Raw genomic sequence first — 17,157 nt, 5'->3', positions numbered from 1 at the left:
CAGCGGCCAATGACCCAGGCCGCAATCGCCCCCAGGATCATCAAGCCAAAGTCAGCGCCTTGGGTGGACAGAAAATTCCAGATGACTTCCGTGTTCATGGAGACCTCCTTGTTGGTGGTATGGGGGGCAAAGCCGCATTGAGGTTATTACACCTGATGGGTTGTGACAAATGCATGGCTTGTGGGATGCGGCTGGCGCCGTCTTGATCCGGTGTGGAGGGCGGAGTAAGCTGCGATGCCATGCCTCCTGAGGCCACGAAGGGAGCCGCCATGTCAGGCCACACCGTTCGCTTTCACCGCGTGCTGCGCGCGCCGCCCGAGCGGGTGTACCGCGCCTTTCTCGCCCCCCAGGCGATGGTCAAGTGGCTGCCGCCCCATGGTTTCACGGGCGAGGTGCACGAGCTCGATGCCCGGGTGGGCGGTCGCTTTCGGATGTCCTTCACGCACTTCGCCACGGGGCAGACGCAGGCGTTCGGTGGTGAGTACCTGGAGTTGCTGCCCTACACCCGCATCTGTCACACCGATGCGTTCGATGACGCCGGCCTGCCCGGGGCCATGCGGGTGACGGTCAACCTCACGCACGTGTCGTGCGGCACCGAGTTGAGCATCGTGCAGGAGGGCATCCCGGAAGCCATCCCGCCGGAGTCCTGTCATCTGGGGTGGCAGGAGTCGCTGGCCTTGCTCGCCTTGCTGGTCGAAGCAGAGATCCCGGTCTGAGCCATGCGCCTGGCCCTGGTCTCCGACATCCACGGCAACCTCGCGGCGCTGGAGGCCGTGCGCGCCGACATCCGCCGCCGAGGCGCCGATGCCGTGCTCAACCTGGGAGACAGTCTGTCGGGGCCTTTGCTGCCGCGTGAGACGGCGCAGTGCCTGATGACCGAGGGCTGGTTCAGCCTGGCCGGCAACCATGAACGCCAGATGATGCAGACGCCGCTGGAGCAGCAAGGGGCATCGGACGCCCATGCCAGCGCGCAACTGGGCGAAGCCGAGCGGGCCTGGATGGCCGCGCAGCGTCCCTGGCATGCGTGGTCGGACGAGGTGTTCCTGTGCCACGCCACCCCCCGCAGCGATGCGGCCTACCTGATGGAGACGGTGCAGGCTGTGGGCGGTGGGGCGGGCGTGGTGCGCATCGCGACGCAGGACGAGCTGAGCGAAAGGCTGGGCACGCAGCGGGACGTGATGCAGGCCAGCCTGATCGCCTGTGGTCACACCCATGTGCCGCGGGTGATGCGCAGCGCCTCGGGCGCCTGGGTGGTGAACCCCGGCAGCGTGGGGCGGCCGGCCTATGACGACACCCACCCGCTGTATCACCGCGTGGAGATGGGCTCACCCGACGCCCGCTATGCCATCGTCGAGCGATGCGGCGCGGTGTGGACCGTGTCTTTGCTGTCCGTGCCCTACCACCACGCGGCCATGGCCGAGCTGGCGCGCCAGCGGGGGCGGGCAGAGTGGGTGCACGCCCTGCAAACGGGCTTCATGCCGCGGACGTGAGCCGGCGGTGGCCCCGCCAGTCACGCCCTCTCTGTTCAGCCAGATCAGGCGAGTGCGGCCACGATCTTGTCGGCCAGCACCTGCAGATGCTTGGGATCGGCCATGTGCGTGGCGTGCGGCTTGCGCAGGTCGGCGATCGAACCGGGGATCACATGGATGTGAAAGTGCGGCACGGTCTGGCCGGCGCCTTCGCCGTTGAGCTGCATCAGCACGACGCCTTCGGCACCCAGGCCCTTCTTCTGCGCGTTGCCGATCTTGCGCACGGTGGTCATGCAGGCCTGCGCCGCCGCATCTGACAGCTCGAACAGGGTCTTGGCGTGCTCCTTGGGGATCACCAGCGCGTGGCCTTCGGCCTGCGGCATGATGTCCATGAAGGCCAGGGTGTGGGCGTCTTCGTACAGCTTGATGCAGGGGATCTCGCCACGCAGGATCTTGGCGAAGATGTTGTTCGAGTCGTAGGACATGAAGGCTCCTGAAGGGGCGGGGAAAGGCGAGGGCGTCACTCAGGCGCCGTGCTTGTCGGCTTCGCTGGTGAAGGCGTCGGCGTAGAAGAATTCCTCGGGCAGGCCGGCCTGCGTGGTGAAGTCCTGGCGCGCCGATTGCACCATGATGGGCGCTCCGCAGGCGTACACCTCGTGCGCGGACAGGTCGGGCAGGTCAGCCAGCACCGCCTGGTGAACGAAGCCGGTGCGGCCCGTCCACTGGTCTTCGGGCTTGGCCTCGGACAGCACGGGCACATAGGTGAGCCACGGCAGTTCGGCGGCCTGCTGCTGAGCCCAGTCGTGCAGGTAGAGATCGGCCTGGCTGCGGCAGCCCCAGTACAGTGTCGTCGGGCGGCTGATGCCGGCGTGGCGCATTTGCTCGATGATGGCCTTGAGCGGCGCGAAGCCGGTGCCCGAGCCCAGCAGCACGATGGGACGCTCCGAGTCTTCGCGCAGGAAGAAGGTGCCAAACGGGCCTTCCACGCGCAGGATGTCTTTTTCTTTCAGGGTGCTGAACACCTGGTCGGTGAACAGGCCGCCAGGCATGTGACGGATGTGCAGCTCGATGCCTTCCGGGCCGGCTTCCTTGACGGCGTGCGGGGCGTTGGCCATCGAGTAGCTGCGGCGCTGGCCATCTTTCAGGATGAACTCGATGTACTGGCCCGCGCGGAAGCCGAAGCTGTTGTTGGCTGGCAGTTGCAGGCGCAGAACCATCACGTCGGGGGCGACGCGGGTGAGGCGGGTCACACGTGTGGGCATCTTGACAGGTGGGTGATCACCCAGCGCCACGACCTGACGGGCCTCGATGACGAGGTCGCTCTCGGGCTTGGCGCAGCAGGTCAGCAGGTAGCCGGCGGCGGCCTCGGCGGCGCTCAGCGCCTTTTCCTGGTGGGGGCCGTGGCTGACCTGGCCTGACACCAGCTTGCACTTGCACGAACCGCAGGCGCCGTCCTTGCAGCCATAGGGCAGGCCGATGCCGGCGTTGATCGCAGCGCCCAGCACCGTTTCGTTGGCCTCCATGGTGAAGCTGCGGCCACTGGGCTGGATGGCGACGGAAAAACTCATGATGGACTCACACTCCGGACGAAAACAGGGCGACTGAGGCCGCATGCATGGCTGGGGCGGGCCGGACAAACCGGGTCGTGCCCTGAGGCCTCAGAATCTCAAGCTGGATTTTCGCTCAGACCCGCCATGTTCCAGCCTCAACCTCCGCGTCTTGCCCGATTTCGTCAAACCCGTGTGCTCGTCGTGGGCTGTGGCGATGTGGGGCAGCGTGCCGCCCAGTTGCTGCGTCCCCGTTGCCGCGTGTTGGCCTTGACCTCCCAAGCGGCACGCGTGCCTGAGCTGCGGGCGCAAGGCCTGGTGCCCCTGGTTGGCAATCTGGACGACGCTCGCTCGCTGGCCCGTCTGGCGGGCCTGGCCACGCGGGTGGTGCATCTGGCGCCCCCGCCGTCGTCCGGCAGCCACGACCCACGTACGGCCCGCCTGCTGCAGGCGCTGGCCCGCCGGGGGGGGGTGAAATCGCTGGTGTACGGCAGCACCTCGGGCGTCTATGGCGATGCTGGCGGTGCCTGGCTTGACGAGACCTGCGCGGTGCAGCCTGCCACCGACCGGGGCCGTCGCAGGGTGGATGCTGAAGCGCGTCTGCGTTGGTGGGGGCGTCAGCAATCGCCTCGTTGGGGTACGCGCGTGAGCCTGCTGCGCATTCCTGGCATCTATGCGCTCGACCGTGATGGCGGCGACCCGCGTGAGCGCGTGCGCCGCGGTAGCCCCTTGCTGCGCCCCGAGGACGACGTCTACACCAACCACATCCATGCCGACGACCTGGCACGAGCCTGCATGGCTGCGTTGTGGCGCGGTCGGCCCTGCCGCGTCGTGCACGTGTGCGATGACACCGAGTTGCGCATGGGCGATTACTTCGACTGGGTTGCCGACCACTTCGGCCTGCCGCTTGCGCCGCGCCTGTCGCGGGCCGAGGCCGCTCAGCAGCTCAGTCCGATGCAGTTGTCGTTCATGGGCGAATCGCGCCGTCTGCGCAACCAGCGGCTCAAAGCCGAGCTGCGGGTCGCCTTGCGCTATCCGACGATCCGCGAAGGACTGAGCGTGTGACGTGTGCGTCGGTTCAGGCCGGCGCGGCCGTCTTGGGCTTGAACTTGCACCACGGGGACACGCTGCATTCCCAGCAGCGTGGCTTGCGCGCCTGGCACACATAGCGCCCGTGCAGGATCAGCCAGTGATGGGCATGCTGCAGGTACTCGGCCGGGATGCGTTTGAGCAGCTTTTGTTCCACTTCCAGCGGCGTCTTGCCCGGTGCCAGCCCGGTGCGGTTGCCGAGGCGGAAGATGTGGGTGTCCACTGCCATGGTGGGTTCGCCAAAGGCCACATTGAGCACCACGTTGGCGGTCTTGCGGCCCACGCCGGGCAGGGCTTCCAGCGCTTCGCGCGTGCGCGGCACCTCGCCGCCATGCTGCTCGATCAGGATGCGGCAGGTTTCCAGCAGGTGCTTGGCCTTGCTTTTGTACAGGCCGATGGTCTTGATGTACTCGCACAACCCGTCTAGCCCCAGGTCGAGGATCTGTTGCGGCGTGTTGGCCACCGGGTAGAGCTTGCGGGTGGCTTTGTTGACGCCCACGTCGGTGGCCTGGGCCGACAGCAGCACGGCGGTCAGCAGTTCGAAGGGGGTGCTGTATTCCAGCTCGGTTTCCGGGTGCGGATTGGCCGCCTGCAGCGTGGCGAAGAAATGGCCGATGTCGGCGGCCTTCATGAGGGTGCTCATCGGGTCAGGGGAAAGCAGGGAGGTCGGCGCCGCAGTGCGCTCACAGCAGCACCACGGCGTTGGGCAGTTCGTCGGGATTGTGCGCGTGTCCGTCGCTCGGGTAGTGCTGGTGCAGCAGCAGGCCGATCTCTTCGACCGCCAGCGACAGGCCCGCTTCGAAGTCACCTTGATGCAGGGTCTCGGACAGGCGGTTGGCCAGCGTCGTCCAGAAGTCCGAGGCCGTGCGGCCATGCAGGCCCCGGTCGGCCAGGATCTCGATGCGTCGCTCGGCCAGCAGCAGGTAGATCAGCACGCCGTTGTTGTGCGCGGTGTCCCACACGCGCAGGGCGCTGAACAGCTGCACCGCCCGCTCACGTGGGGTCACGCCGCGCCACAGGGCCAGGGGGCTCAGGCCACCTTCCACGCACAGACGCAGTTCGCCCAGGTGCCGGGCTTCGCTGCGGGTCACAGCCTCTCCCAGGCGTTGCAGCCCGGCGCGGGTCAGGCAGCGCCGGCTGTCGGCGGCATCCAGCCACAGGTGTCGCAGCCATCGGGTCAGTGTGTTCATCGTGTGGCCCTCACCAGCGTCCCGAGGCGCCACCGCCTCCAAAATTACCCCCGCCGCCCGAGGAAAAGCCCCCGCCACCGCCCAAGCCTCCGCCACCGAAACCGCCGCCCCCGAAGCCACCCGGTGGGCCGCCCCAGCCGCCACGTCCGCGTCCGCCATGACCCAGCGACAGCGCCAGTACCACGGCCAGCACGGCAGCGATCAGACCCAGGAACAGGCTGGCCGTGAGCCACCAGGCCAGGCCTCCGCCGATCAGGCTGGTCCCCAGCGCGCCGGCTTTGCGGCCGAGCACCGCGCTCAGCACGGCAAACAGCACCGGCACGCCCATCAGGCCGAACACGAGCAGGTCATTGAGGTCAAAGCCCTCGGCGCGGCCCCGGTTGGCGCTGGGCTCGGGCAGACCTTCTCCAGCAATCAGCTTGTCGATCTGGTCGATGGCGGTGGACAGGCCATCGGCATACGCCCCGGCTTGGAAGGCGGGTTTGAGCGTGCGCTCGATGATGCGGCTGGCCATCAGGTCGGGGATGGCGCCTTCCAGCGTTTTGGCCACCTCGATGCGCATGCGCCGGTCCTGCAGCGCCACGACGATCAGCAGGCCATCGCCCACCTCGCGGCGCCCGATCTTCCAGGTGTCGCCCACTCGTTGCCCATAAGCAGCGATGTCTTCAGGCTGGGTGGTGGGCACCATGAGGATGACCACCTGGGAGCCGCGCTGTGTTTCCAGCGCCTGCAGCTTGTCGCTCAACGCGCGCACCTGCTCGGCCGTCAGGGTGCCGGTCTGGTCGATGACGCGGGCGCTCAAGGCCGGCACCGGCAGCACGCCCCCGGGGCCGGTCGCTGTGCTGGCCTGGGCCCAGGCGGTGGGCATCCACCCCATCGTCAGGCCAAAGGTCAGGCAAAGCAGCAGACCCGCCAGCAGCCGGCCCGGCAGCATGGCCATCGGGCGCTGGCGTGACCCGCGCAGCAAGGTAGGCATCACTTCTTGCCGAAATCGACTGTGGGCGGCGCGGAAATCTGGGCTTCGTTCTGCACCGTGAAGTTGGCCTTGGGCTGGTAGCTGAAGATCATCGCCGTCAGGTTGGTCGGGAAGCTGCGGGCCAGCACGTTGTAGGACTGCACCGATTCGATGTAGCGGTTGCGGGCCACGGTGATGCGGTTCTCCGTGCCTTCCAGCTGGATGCGCAGGTCCTGGAAGCCCTGGTTGGCCTTGAGGTTGGGGTAGTTCTCACTGACCACCAGCAGACGTGACAGGGCGCCGGACAGCTCGCCCTGGGCCTGCTGGAACTTGGCGAAGGCCTCGGGGTTGTTGATCAGCTCGGGCGTGGCCTGGATGCTGGTGGCCTTGGCGCGCGCTTCGATCACCTTCGTCAGGGTTTCCTGTTCGAAGTTGGCTTCACCCTTGACGGTGGCGACGATGTTGGGGATCAGGTCAGCGCGGCGCTGGTACTGGTTGAGCACTTCGGACCAGGAGGCCTTGGTGGCTTCGTCGAGTCGCTGGAAGTCGTTGTAGCCGCAGCCGGTCAGGGGCATGACCAAGGCGACTGCCAAGCTCACGCCGGCCAGGCGGCGTGCGAGCGGCAAGTGGACAAATCGGGACGCGGGCATCGCAAACCTTTCTGATCAGGAGGGGACGGTGGCGCAAGCGTACACCGTGCCGGACAACTCCCAGAAATAAATCAGGTCGACGGCCGCGTCTTCAAGGGGTTCAGAACGCCGCGCCCAGTTCCATGCACGACAGCACTTCGTGGCGGCGCGAGCGAGGGTAACGGTCTCTCACGATCTTGACCGCCCCCATCGGGGTGTCGGCCATCACTTTAAGGACGCGTTTGACCGCCTGCTGGGAGGGATTGATCACGACCAGGGTCGAGACTTCAAACAACTTCAGAGCCGGTTCAATGGCAAGGTTCATCAAGGCGCGCATGGCATCTCCAAAAGCTGAACAGCGGCGCTGTGGCTGCTCACGGCGATAGCATGCATTTTTCACGCCAAGAATGACACGGGGATGACCCCCATATCAGGGTTTGCCTCAGCTTTGTCCCCGCCTTGCGCGGGCGCGGGCCAGGGCCGCTTCGATCATGCTGCGCTTGTGGTCGAGTTGAACCGGGTCGGTGATCTTGGAGGCCGCAGCCAGATCCTGCAGCTTGTGCTCGCCCTTGGCCAGCAGACGGGCCTCGTTGTCGGCTTTCGCGCGAGCCAGGCGGATGGTGCGGAAGGTGTGGCGGGCGCGGGCCTCATCGGCCTGTTCGGCAGACCAGGCGGCCCAGCCGGTGGGCACCGGGTCGGGGTGTGCCGGCACCAAGGTGATGCAATCGACCGGACAGACGGGCAGGCACAGCTCGCATCCGGTGCATTGGGATTCGATGACCGTGTGCAGGTGCTTGTTGGTGCCGATGATGCAGTCGACCGGGCAGGCCTGGATGCACAGCGTGCAGCCGATGCACCAGGCTTCGTCGATGACCGCCAGGGTGCGCGGCCCTTCGACGCCGTATGCCGGGTCGAGCGGCCGTGCGGGCTGGCCGGTGAGAGCGGCCAGGCGCTGTACGCCCTCGTCCCCACCGGGGGGGCATTGATTGATGCCCGCCTCGCCCTCGGCGATGGCCTGGGCGTAGCTGGCGCAATCCGGGTAGCCGCAGCGCGTGCACTGCGTCTGCGGCAAAAGGGCGTTGATCTGTTCGGCGTCCATGATGGCGCCGCAGTGTACAAGCCCGGAGTGGATCAGGCGGCGATGCCCTTGAGCGCCTGGCCTTGACCGGCCTGGGAAGGACGGTTGTGGGACAGGATGAAGTCGCGGATTTCCGGATAGGCGAACTCGCGCCAGCGGCGACCCGAGAAGATGCCGTAGTGACCGGCGCCCTTGACCTCATAGTGCTTCTTGTTCTTCTCCGGGATGCCAGCGCACAGATCTTGGGCCGCGCGGGTCTGGCCCGAGCCGGAGATGTCGTCGAGCTCACCCTCGATGGTCAGCAGGGCGGTGGTGGTGATGTCCTGCGGACGCACCAGCTCCCTCTGGCCTGCGGGGTTGCGCACCTCCCAGGTGCCGCGAACCAGGGCGAACTCCTGGAACACGATGCGGATGGTGTCCAGGTAGTACTCGGCCGGCATGTCCAGCACCGCGTTGTACTCGTCGTAGAACTTGCGGTGGGCTTCGGCGTTGTCGTCGTCGCCGCGGATCAGGTCGAGGAAGTAGTCGTAGTGCGAGGTGGCGTGGCGGTCGGGGTTCATCGCCACGAAGCCGGTGTGCTGCAGGAAGCCGGGGTAGACCTCACGGTTGGCGCCGGGGTAGTTCTGCGGCACTTTGTAGATCACGTTGTTCTCGAACCACGAGAAGGACTTGTTGGTGGCCAGGTTGTTCACGGCCGTGGGCGAGCGGCTGGCGTCGATGGGGCCGCCCATCATGGTCATGGTCAGGGGCGTGGCTTCGCCGCGGCTGGCCATCAGGGAGACGGCGGCCAGCACCGGCACCGTGGGTTGGCACACCGAGATCACGTGCACGTTCGGGCCCACCTTGCGGATGAAGTCCTGCACGTAGTTGACGTAGTCGTCGAGGTGGAAGGCGCCTTCGTCCAGCGGCACCATGCGGGCGTCGATCCAGTCGGTGATGTAGACCTTGTGGTCTTGCAGCAAGGTGCGCACGGTGTCGCGCAGCAGCGTGGCGTGGTGGCCGGACAGCGGTGCCACCACCAGCACCGAGGGCTGGTCACGCATCTTGGTGAGCATGGCGGCGTCGTCGGTGAAGCGCTTGAAGCGCAACAGGCGACAGAAGGGCTTGCGTTCGACGACCTTCTCCTGGATCACGACGTCCACACCGTCGATCGAGACATGGTTGATGTCGAACTCGGGCTTTTCGTACTCTTTGGTCAGGCGGCTGGCCAGATCGAAGCCCGCCGAAAAACGGTGGGCCGAGGGCAGTTGCGCAAAGGGCGACAGAGGGTTGCTGTAGAGCTTGGAGGCCGCGCTGGCGAACTCGGAAAAAGGGCTGAGCCAGGCGCGGTTGGATTCGTAGAGCTGGTAGAGCATGGCGTGACCTTTTGTGTCTGTGGCGTCGAAAAGCATGCCTCTCAAATCGGAGCATGTTGCATTGCAGCATAAATGACTTTTGACAAGATTGCACGCGGAGTTTTGAGCAGCCATGCGCCACAAATGCACGAAATCCGTTTTGACTTGTCATGAAAGAGGGGCGCTCACCTCCCGGCGGCGCCCCCTTTTTTGCGCGTTATCCCTCAACCGATGGCGGCGGCGCGCGTGTGGCTCACCGAGGTGGGTTGACGCAGGCGTGCACGCTCGCGCAGGCTGAACACCGTCATCGCGACCGCCGCGATGGCGCCGGGCACGGCGAAGGCCAGGAAGTTGGCCTGCAGAGGCAACTCGGCGGCCATCAGGGCGCCCCCCAGGATGGGGCCGACGATGGCGCCATTGCGACCGATGCCCGAGGCCCAGCCCAGGCCCGTGGAGCGGATGGACATGCTGTAGAACTGCGCACCCAGGGCATACAGCAGGATCTGCGTGCCGATGGTGGTGGCGCCGGCGATGGCGATCAGGGTGTAGAGCACGCCGGTCGAGCTCTTGAAGCCCAGCAGGCACAGCGAAGCGGCCGCGATGGCGCAGAAGATCATCAAGACGCGCGGCATGTTGAACTTGTCACCCAGCCAGCCGCCTCCGACCGCGCCGAAGATGGCGCCAAAGTTCAACACCAGCAGGAAGCTCAGGCTGGAGCCCAGTCCGTAACCGGCCTTGGTCATCAACTTGGGCAACCAGGAGGCCAGGGCGTAGACCATCAGCAGGCAGCAGAAGAAGGCGATCCACAGCATCAGGGTCTGCAGGGCGCGGCCTTCGCGGAACAGGTCGAGCACGTTACCGCCCTTGGCCTTGCCACCGGCAGCGGCTTCCAGTTGCTCACCGGCCTTGAGCGCGAAGCCCGGTTGCACGCGGGCCAGCACGTCAGCAGCCTCTTGGGTGCGGCCTTGCTTGACCATGAAGCCCACCGACTCGGGCAGGAACTTCATGATCAGGGGCAGCATCAGCAGGGGGATGCCGGCGACGAAGAACACCGATTGCCAACCATAGCTGGGCAGCATGACCATGCCCAGGCCCGCCGAGAGCATGCCGCCCACGGAGTAGCCGCTGAACATGATGGCCACCAGCGTGCTGCGGATCTTTTTGGGCGCGTACTCGCTCATCAGGGCGACCACGTTGGGCATGACCCCGCCAATGCCCAGGCCCGCGATGAAGCGGCAGATGCCGAACTCCGTGGGGTTGCGGGCAAAGCCGTTGAGCACTGTGAAGCCGCTGAACAGCACCACGCAGATGGTGATGGCCTTCTTGCGACCGATCTTGTCAGACAGGGGGCCGAAGATCAGCGCCCCGGCCATCATCCCGAACAGCGCATAGCTGCCCAGCGCCCCGGCCTCCAGGGGACTGAGGTTCCACTCCTTCATCAGCACGGGCAAGACCACCCCGTAGATGACGAGGTCGTAGCCGTCGAAGATGATGATGAGCGCGCACCAGAACAGCACCATCCAATGGAAGGGGTTGAACTTGGCCTCGTCGATGATTTTGTTGGCGTCTATTTTCTGCATGGCTTACCTCTGATGGTCAGGGTTAATACTTAGGAAATTCGGACACGAGGGTCAAAAAAAGGGAGGCTGCAACGCCCCCCTGGAGAAACCGGAACTCAGCCGAGGTCGCCGCCCGCGACGGGCAAGGTGACACCGGTGATGTAGGAGGCCTCGTCGGAGGCCAGGAACAAGATGGCGCCGACTTGCTCGTCGATCGTCCCGTAGCGCTTCATCAGGCTGGACGACACCGTCTGGTCGACGATGCCCTGGTACCAGACCTTCTCTTGTGGAGACTGTTCGGCGGTGTTGCGGGGGATGCGGCGCGGAGGGGCTTCGGTGCCGCCCGGAGCGGTGGCGTTGACACGCACGCCGCGCTCGGCGGTTTCCATGGCCAGGCAAGCCGTCAGGGCGTTGACGCCGCCCTTGGCTGCGCCGTAGGGCACGCGGTTCATGCCACGGGTGGCCACCGACGACACGTTGACGATGGCCCCTTGGCCTTGCGCCAGCATGTAGGGCAGGGCAGCGTGGCAGCACCACAGGGTCGGGAACAGCGAGCGACGCACTTCGGCTTCGATCTCGTGGGTCTGGTAGTGCTCAAAAGGCTTGGCCCAGATCGTGCCGCCCACGTTGTTGACCAGAATGTCGATGCGACCAAAGTGCTGGGCGGCCTCGTCCATCACGCGCTGGCAGTCGGCGTGCTGCTCCAGATCGGCGGTCAGGGTGAGCACCTTGTCGCCGAACTCGGCCTTGAGCTCGTGCACGAGCTCGGAGCGGTCTACCGCGACCACACGGCCGCCCTCGGCCACGATGCGCTCGGCCACACGGCGGCCGATGCCTTGCGCGGTGCCGGTGACGACCGCCACTTTTTCGTTGAAACGTTGATTCATGTCAAACGGCCCAAGTTGTGCAAAAAAAAGCCCGCAGGAATACGGGCGTGGGGGCGCGCTCAGGCTCAGGCGCTGGCGGCGAACTTCTCGTAATAGAAGTTGGCGGGCTGGATGCCACGTTCACGGATGAACTGGCTGACGGCTTCGACCATGGGGGGCGGGCCGCACAGGTAGATGTCCACTTCGCCTTCGTTGAGGTGCTGGGGCTCGATGTGTTGCGTCACGTAGCCCTTGTGGGGATACGGGCTGTCCGGATTGGCCACGCACGCGGTAAACGTGAAATTGGGGATCCGTTGGGCAAACGCTTCAAGCTTGTCCATGTCCACCAGATCGGCGTCGTTGGTCACGCCATAGATCAGGTGCAAGGGGAAGGGGCTGCCTTGCTCGGCGATCTTTTCCAGCATCGCGGTGAAGGGGGCCAGGCCCGTGCCACCGGCCAGCATCAACAGCGGACGCTTGATGTCACGCAGGTAGAAGCTGCCCAGAGGGCCGGCCAGGGTCATGTCGTCACCGGACTTGGCCAGGCTGGTCAGGAAGGAGCTCATCAGGCCGCCCGGCACATTGCGGATCAGGAAGGAGGCCTTGCCATCGCGCGGCATCGAGCTGAACGAGTAGGCGCGGGTCTGCTCGCTGCCCGGCACCTTCAGGTTCACATACTGGCCGGGCAGGAAGGCGAGCTTGTTGAGGGCTTCGCCTTCGATGGTCAGCGAGATGGTGCTGTCCGACAGCTTGCGCACATCGGCGATCTTGGCGTCGAAGTTGGCTTGCTGCGTGCGACACACGGCCGACGAGGCCGGGATGCGCACGACGCAGTCGCTGGTCGCGCGCATCTGGCAGGTCAGCACGTAGCCTTGTTCGGCTTCGTCTTCGCTCAGGGCGTCGTCGATGTACTCACCCATCGTGTAAGTGCCGGATTCGGCGAAGCACTTGCAGGTGCCGCAAGCGCCGTCGCGGCAGTCCAGGGGGACGTTGATGCCTTGACGGAACGCTGCGTCGGCGACGGTCTCGGTGGGGTTGGCTTCGATGAAGCGGGTGACCCCGTCTTCAAACTGAAGGGCAATGTGGTGGCTCATGGTCTGATCCTCCGCATCAGAGGTGATAGACGTCGATGACGTGGTGGATGTAGTCGTTCTTGAGAACGATGTACTTGCGCTTGATCAGCGGCTGACCGCTGCTCACGTCGATCGTGTAGTGGGAGGTGCCGAAGTAGCTGTCCGTGTGGTGATAGCGGTAGCTCAGGGTGTTCCAGTTGAAACGCACCTTCACCTCGGAGCCTTCTTGCGACACGATCTCCACGTTGTGGATGTTGTGGTTCGTGCGCGGCTCGGGCGTGCTGGCAGCCGAACGCTCGGTCTTGATGCGGAAGACGCGGTCTTCCAGGCCACCCCGGTTGGCGTAGTAAATCAGCGAGATCTCGCGCTGCGGGTCGCTCACCAGCTGGCCGTCGTCATCCCATGCTGGCATCCAGAACTCGGCGTCGAGGTGGTAGCAGGCCAGCCACTCGTCCCACTGCTTGTCGTCCAGCAGGCGGGCTTCACGGAACAGGAAGGCCTGAACTTGTTCGATGGTCATGCTCATAGGGGGCCTCAGGCTTTCTTGGACTCGACTTCAAGGGCGCGCTGCATGGTTTCCAGCCAGTAGCGGTGCTGTTCGGTGTACAAACCTTCGTCTTCGGTCTTGATACCGCTCAGCTTGGGATTCAGGTTGATTTCCTTGGCCGCTTCATCCGGGCCGTGCACCCAGTGCGTGGCGCCTCGGCACATGTCGTTCCACTTCAGCGCGATGCCGTTGTAGCCCTGCTGGCAGGCGCGGAACTCTTCCAGGTCATCCGGCGTGGCCATGCCGGTGGCGTTGAAGAAGTCTTCGTACTGGCGGATGCGGCGTGCACGGGCCTCATCCGATTCGCCCTTGGGGGCGATGCAGTAGATGGTGACTTCGGTCTTGTCGACGGCAATGGGGCGCAGCACGCGGATCTGCGAGCCGAACTGGTCCATCAGGTACACATTGGGGTACAGGCACAGGTTGCGCGAGTGGCCGATCATCCAGTCGGCGCGAGCCTGGCCGAACTTCTCGACCAGTTCGTCACGGATCTGATAAGCCGGACGGTCTTCCGGGTTGGCCCACTTCGTCCACAGCAGCATGTGGCCGTTCTCGAAGGAGTAGAAGCCGCCGCCTTGCTTGGCCCAGCTGCCCGCGTCCATCGCCTTGATGGTGTCGCCTGCTTCGGACTGCTTGCGGTGGTTGGTGGTGGCCGCGTAGTTCCAGTGCACGGAGCTGACGTGGTAGCCGTCGGCGCCGTTCTCGGTCTGCAGCTTCCAGTTGCCGTCGAAGGTGTAGGTGGACGAGCCGCGCAGCACTTCCAGGCCTTCCGGCGACTGGTCCACGATCATGTCGATGATCTTGGTCGACTCACCCAGGAACTCGGTCAGCGGTGGGACGTCGGGGTTCAGGCTGCCGAACAGGAAACCGCGGTAGCTCTCGAAGCGCGCCACCTTCTTGAGGTCGTGGCTGCAGTCCTTGTTGAAGGACTCAGGGTAGCCGGCATTGCTGGCATCCTTGACCTTCAGCAGCTTGCCGCTGTTGTTGAACGTCCAGCCGTGGAAGGTGCAGGTGAAGTTCGCCTTGTTGCCCTTCTTGTGGCGGCACAGGGTGGCGCCGCGGTGCGAGCAGGCATTGATGATGGCGTTGAGTTCGCCCGCCTTGTTGCGCGTGATCACGATGGGCTGACGGCCGATGTACGTCGTCAGGTAATCGTTGACATTGGGGATCTGGCTTTCGTGGGCCAGATAGATCCAGTTGCCCTCGAAGATGTGTTTCATCTCGAGGTCAAAGAGCTCCGCATCGGTGAAGGCGGCGCGGTTGAGTTGGTAGATCTGCTGCTCGTGGTCTTCGACGAGCATGTCTGCCAGGCGTTCCTTGACGCCTTCAAGTGATGCGGTGTGGCTCATGGTTGTCTCAGCGTGTCAGGTGGACGAACGATCGGCTCAATCAGGCAGCGGCGCGGGGGCGGTCGAAGTCCGTGTCCGGTGCTTCGGCCTTGGCGGGCTGCATGTCGAAGTTGAATTCGATCTCGTAGAAGGGCTTGTCGGTGCCCAGCGCGGCCATGGCAGCAGCGTCGCTGTTGGTCTTGACCGGGGGCACCAGGCCTTCGCGGGTACCGAAGGCGAAGTCGTCCCACAGGTGCGGATCGCTTTCGATGTTGATCTGCGTGGTCAGCTTGCGCTTGCCTTCAGCGTGTGCGAAGAAGTGGATGTGCGCCGGGCGATGGCCGTGGCGACCCAGTTGCTGCAGCAAGATGTCGGTCGAGCCGCCGGGAGGCACGCTGTAGCCGACGGGCATGATCGAGCGGAACTTGTAGCGGCCGTTGGCGTCGGTGATGATGGTGCGACGCAGGTTGAACGCGCTTTGGGTCTGGTCGAAGTAGGAGTAGTTGCCCAGGTGGTTGGCGTGCCAGACTTCCACCTTGACGCCCGGAATCGGGTTGCCCTTTTCGTCGCGCACCAGGCCCGTCATCACCACCAGTTCGCCCGGTTGGGTGCCGTCGTCCAGGCGGGCTTCGCCCTGGCATACCGGTGCGCCTGCCACGTACAGCGGGCCTTCGATCGTGCGGGGGGTGCCGCCCACCAGGCCAGCCTTGGCTTCGGCTTCGTCGGTGCGCAGGTCCAGGAAGTGCTCCAGACCGATGCCGGGGACCACCAGTCCGAGTTCGCCGTTGCGGCCGGCTTCGCTCAGGTAGTTCAGGCCAGTCCAGAATTCTTCAGGCTGGATGTCCAGGTCTTCGATGGCCAGCATCAGGTCGGTGACCAGGCGGCGCACGATGGCCTTCACACGGGGGTTGCCGGGGCCAGTGACGCCGGTCGTTTCAAAGCGGTCGTACAGGGCTTCGATGCTCTTCTTGTCCATGGTGTGTCTCCTCGGGTAGGGCGGGATGGGAACGTGGGGGGGGCAGGAACTCAGCGGTCGTCTTCGTGGATCGAAGACGGATGGCGGCACAAGGCGGTGACCTCGATGTCCATGTAGGGGAACAGGGGCAGGCTGGTCAGCAGCTGGTGCAGTTCATCGACGCTGTCGACGTCAAAGATGCTGACGTTGGCGTACTGGCCGGCGATGCGCCACAGGTGGCGCCACTTGCCGCTGCGTTGCAGCGATTGCGCCAGTTCGCGCTCGGTTTTCTTCAGTGCGTCGGCTTGTTCGGTGGGCATGTCCACCGGCAAACGCACCACCATTTCGACTTTGAAGAGCATGTTTGCCTCTCGGGTCTGGGGAACGTGGATACGGAAGATCAGCGATCGCGCCGCAGGCGGGCGAGCTTCTCTTCATCGAGGTCGATCCCCAGGCCAGGGCGGCGGGGAATCTCCAGGGCGAAGTCGCGGTATTGCAGCGGCTCGCGCAGGATTTCTTCGGTCAGCAGCAGGGGGCCGAACAGCTCGGTGCCCCAGGCGAGGTCGTGGAAGGTGCTGAACAGCTGGGCCGAGGCCATGGTGCCGACGGCCCCTTCGAGCATCGTGCCGCCGTACAGCGAAATGTTGGCCGAGCGGGCGATGGCGGCCACGTCGGCGGCGCCACGCAGACCACCCGACTGGTTGATCTTGACGGCAAAGATGTCGGCGGCCTGGGTGCTGGCCACGACGAAAGCGTCGCGGGGGCCATGCAGGGCTTCGTCGGCCATGATCGGGATGATGTTGGCCTGGGTCAGGCGCTGCAGGCCGGCCTTGTCGCTGGCGATGATGGGCTGCTCGACCATGTCCACACCGGCGTCGGCCAGCATGGCCATGCCTTCCAGCGCTTCGGTCACGGACCAGGCCTGGTTGGCGTCGATGCGCACGCTCGCCATGTCGCCCAGGGCGCGTTTGATGGTGGCGACGTGGGCCACATCGTCCTTCACCGAGCGCAGACCGATCTTCAGCTTGAAGATGTTGTGGCGGCGCAGTTCGAGCGCGCGCTCGGCCTCGGCGATGTCCTTGGCGGTGTCGCCGCTGGCCAGGGTCCAGGCGATGGGCAGGCTGTCACGCACGCGGCCGCCGAACAGTTCGCTCAGGGGCTGGCCCAGACGCTTGGCCTGGTTGTCGTACAGGGCGGTTTCGATCGCGCACTTGGCGAAGCGGTTGCCCTGGATGTGACCGTTGACCGAGGCCATCAGCATGGCGGGGAGGCTCGGGTCCTGGCCGACCAGCATCGGGGCGATGTAGGTGTCGATGTTGACCTTGATGCTCTCCGGGCTTTCCTCGCCGTAGGCCAGACCACCGATGGTGGTGCCTTCGCCCCAGCCGACCACACCGTCGCTCGTCTCGATGCGCACCAGCACCAGGGTCTGGTGGTTCATGGTGGCCACGGACAGGCGATGGGGGCGGATGGTGGGCACATCCACCAGAAGGGTCTCAACCGCCAGGATCTTGGCTTGGGGAATCATGTCAACACGT

General features: G+C 65.2%; 20 protein-coding genes. 3 read left to right on the top strand and 17 right to left on the bottom strand.

What is annotated here, in order from left to right; translation table 11 throughout:
* Positions 1–269 precede the first annotated feature (269 nt).
* A complete protein-coding gene (locus RBT42_RS13985; protein ID WP_320366162.1) occupies positions 270–716 on the top strand; it encodes an SRPBCC family protein in 447 nt (148 codons plus the stop codon).
* Positions 717–719: 3 nt separating this feature from the next.
* Positions 720–1,490, top strand: a complete 771-nt coding sequence (locus RBT42_RS13980; protein WP_320366160.1) for a metallophosphoesterase family protein — start codon at positions 720–722, stop codon at positions 1,488–1,490.
* 44 nt (positions 1,491–1,534) lie between these two features.
* On the opposite strand, the gene RBT42_RS13975 is transcribed toward RBT42_RS13980, so the two are convergent.
* Positions 1,535–1,954, bottom strand: a complete 420-nt coding sequence (locus tag RBT42_RS13975) for an HIT family protein (RefSeq protein WP_320366158.1) — start codon at positions 1,952–1,954, stop codon at positions 1,535–1,537.
* 39 nt (positions 1,955–1,993) lie between these two features.
* Entirely contained in the window at positions 1,994–3,037 is a 1,044-nt protein-coding gene (locus tag RBT42_RS13970; protein WP_320366157.1) for a CDP-6-deoxy-delta-3,4-glucoseen reductase, read from the bottom strand.
* Positions 3,038–3,163: 126 nt separating this feature from the next.
* Between RBT42_RS13970 and RBT42_RS13965 the strand changes: the two genes are divergently transcribed.
* Positions 3,164–4,081 (top strand): SDR family oxidoreductase, encoded by a 918-nt coding sequence (locus RBT42_RS13965; protein WP_320366155.1) that lies wholly within the window; start codon positions 3,164–3,166, stop codon positions 4,079–4,081.
* A 13-nt stretch (positions 4,082–4,094) separates the two neighbouring features.
* Here RBT42_RS13965 and nth read toward each other — a convergent pair whose 3' ends face one another.
* From nth to RBT42_RS13890, 15 genes are all read right to left on the bottom strand, one after another.
* Positions 4,095–4,736, bottom strand: coding sequence for an endonuclease III (nth, locus tag RBT42_RS13960; protein ID WP_320366168.1), 642 nt, complete (start codon positions 4,734–4,736; stop codon positions 4,095–4,097).
* A gap of 52 nt (positions 4,737–4,788) precedes the next feature.
* Positions 4,789–5,295: a TPM domain-containing protein gene (locus RBT42_RS13955; RefSeq protein WP_320366153.1), complete on the bottom strand. Its 507-nt coding sequence runs from the start codon at positions 5,293–5,295 to the stop codon at positions 4,789–4,791.
* Between the two features lie 10 nt (positions 5,296–5,305).
* On the bottom strand, positions 5,306–6,271 hold the full coding sequence (locus RBT42_RS13950; RefSeq protein WP_320366152.1) for a TPM domain-containing protein: 966 nt from the start codon (positions 6,269–6,271) through the stop codon (positions 5,306–5,308).
* Positions 6,271–6,825: a LemA family protein gene (locus tag RBT42_RS13945; protein ID WP_320366166.1), complete on the bottom strand. Its 555-nt coding sequence runs from the start codon at positions 6,823–6,825 to the stop codon at positions 6,271–6,273. Before RBT42_RS13945 ends, RBT42_RS13950 begins: the two co-directional genes overlap by 1 nt.
* A gap of 175 nt (positions 6,826–7,000) precedes the next feature.
* A complete protein-coding gene (locus RBT42_RS13940) occupies positions 7,001–7,216 on the bottom strand; it encodes a hypothetical protein (RefSeq protein ID WP_320366150.1) in 216 nt (71 codons plus the stop codon).
* A gap of 105 nt (positions 7,217–7,321) precedes the next feature.
* Positions 7,322–7,978 carry an electron transport complex subunit RsxB gene (gene rsxB / locus RBT42_RS13935; RefSeq protein ID WP_320366148.1) on the bottom strand — a complete coding sequence of 219 codons (657 nt, stop codon included), beginning with the start codon at positions 7,976–7,978 and terminating at the stop codon, positions 7,322–7,324.
* 32 nt (positions 7,979–8,010) lie between these two features.
* The gene (locus RBT42_RS13930; protein ID WP_320366147.1) at positions 8,011–9,312 is read right to left on the bottom strand and encodes a polyhydroxyalkanoate depolymerase; all 1,302 of its coding nucleotides are present in this window, start codon (positions 9,310–9,312) and stop codon (positions 8,011–8,013) included.
* A gap of 203 nt (positions 9,313–9,515) precedes the next feature.
* On the bottom strand, positions 9,516–10,871 hold the full coding sequence (locus RBT42_RS13925; protein ID WP_320366145.1) for an MFS transporter: 1,356 nt from the start codon (positions 10,869–10,871) through the stop codon (positions 9,516–9,518).
* A gap of 95 nt (positions 10,872–10,966) precedes the next feature.
* Positions 10,967–11,737 (bottom strand): 1,6-dihydroxycyclohexa-2,4-diene-1-carboxylate dehydrogenase, encoded by a 771-nt coding sequence (locus tag RBT42_RS13920; protein WP_320366143.1) that lies wholly within the window; start codon positions 11,735–11,737, stop codon positions 10,967–10,969.
* Positions 11,738–11,802: 65 nt separating this feature from the next.
* Entirely contained in the window at positions 11,803–12,810 is a 1,008-nt protein-coding gene (gene benC, locus RBT42_RS13915) for a benzoate 1,2-dioxygenase electron transfer component BenC (RefSeq protein ID WP_320366140.1), read from the bottom strand.
* Between the two features lie 16 nt (positions 12,811–12,826).
* Positions 12,827–13,315 carry a benzoate 1,2-dioxygenase small subunit gene (gene benB, locus RBT42_RS13910; protein ID WP_320366138.1) on the bottom strand — a complete coding sequence of 163 codons (489 nt, stop codon included), beginning with the start codon at positions 13,313–13,315 and terminating at the stop codon, positions 12,827–12,829.
* Positions 13,316–13,323: 8 nt separating this feature from the next.
* Positions 13,324–14,685, bottom strand: coding sequence for a benzoate 1,2-dioxygenase large subunit (gene benA / locus RBT42_RS13905; protein WP_320366136.1), 1,362 nt, complete (start codon positions 14,683–14,685; stop codon positions 13,324–13,326).
* A 40-nt stretch (positions 14,686–14,725) separates the two neighbouring features.
* Entirely contained in the window at positions 14,726–15,640 is a 915-nt protein-coding gene (gene catA / locus RBT42_RS13900) for a catechol 1,2-dioxygenase (RefSeq protein WP_320366134.1), read from the bottom strand.
* A gap of 50 nt (positions 15,641–15,690) precedes the next feature.
* Positions 15,691–15,981 (bottom strand): muconolactone Delta-isomerase, encoded by a 291-nt coding sequence (gene catC / locus RBT42_RS13895; protein ID WP_320366132.1) that lies wholly within the window; start codon positions 15,979–15,981, stop codon positions 15,691–15,693.
* A gap of 38 nt (positions 15,982–16,019) precedes the next feature.
* Complete coding sequence (locus RBT42_RS13890; RefSeq protein ID WP_320366130.1) at positions 16,020–17,147, bottom strand: muconate/chloromuconate family cycloisomerase; 1,128 nt, start codon at positions 17,145–17,147, stop codon at positions 16,020–16,022.
* Between the last annotated feature and the right edge of the window lie 10 nt (positions 17,148–17,157).

Origin of the sequence: Aquabacterium sp. (genome assembly GCF_034003525.1) — a bacterium.
Classification (GTDB): Bacteria; Pseudomonadota; Gammaproteobacteria; order Burkholderiales; family Burkholderiaceae_C; genus Aquabacterium.
Note: the sequence above shows the minus strand (reverse complement) of the source record. Positions and strands in the feature narration are given on the sequence as shown.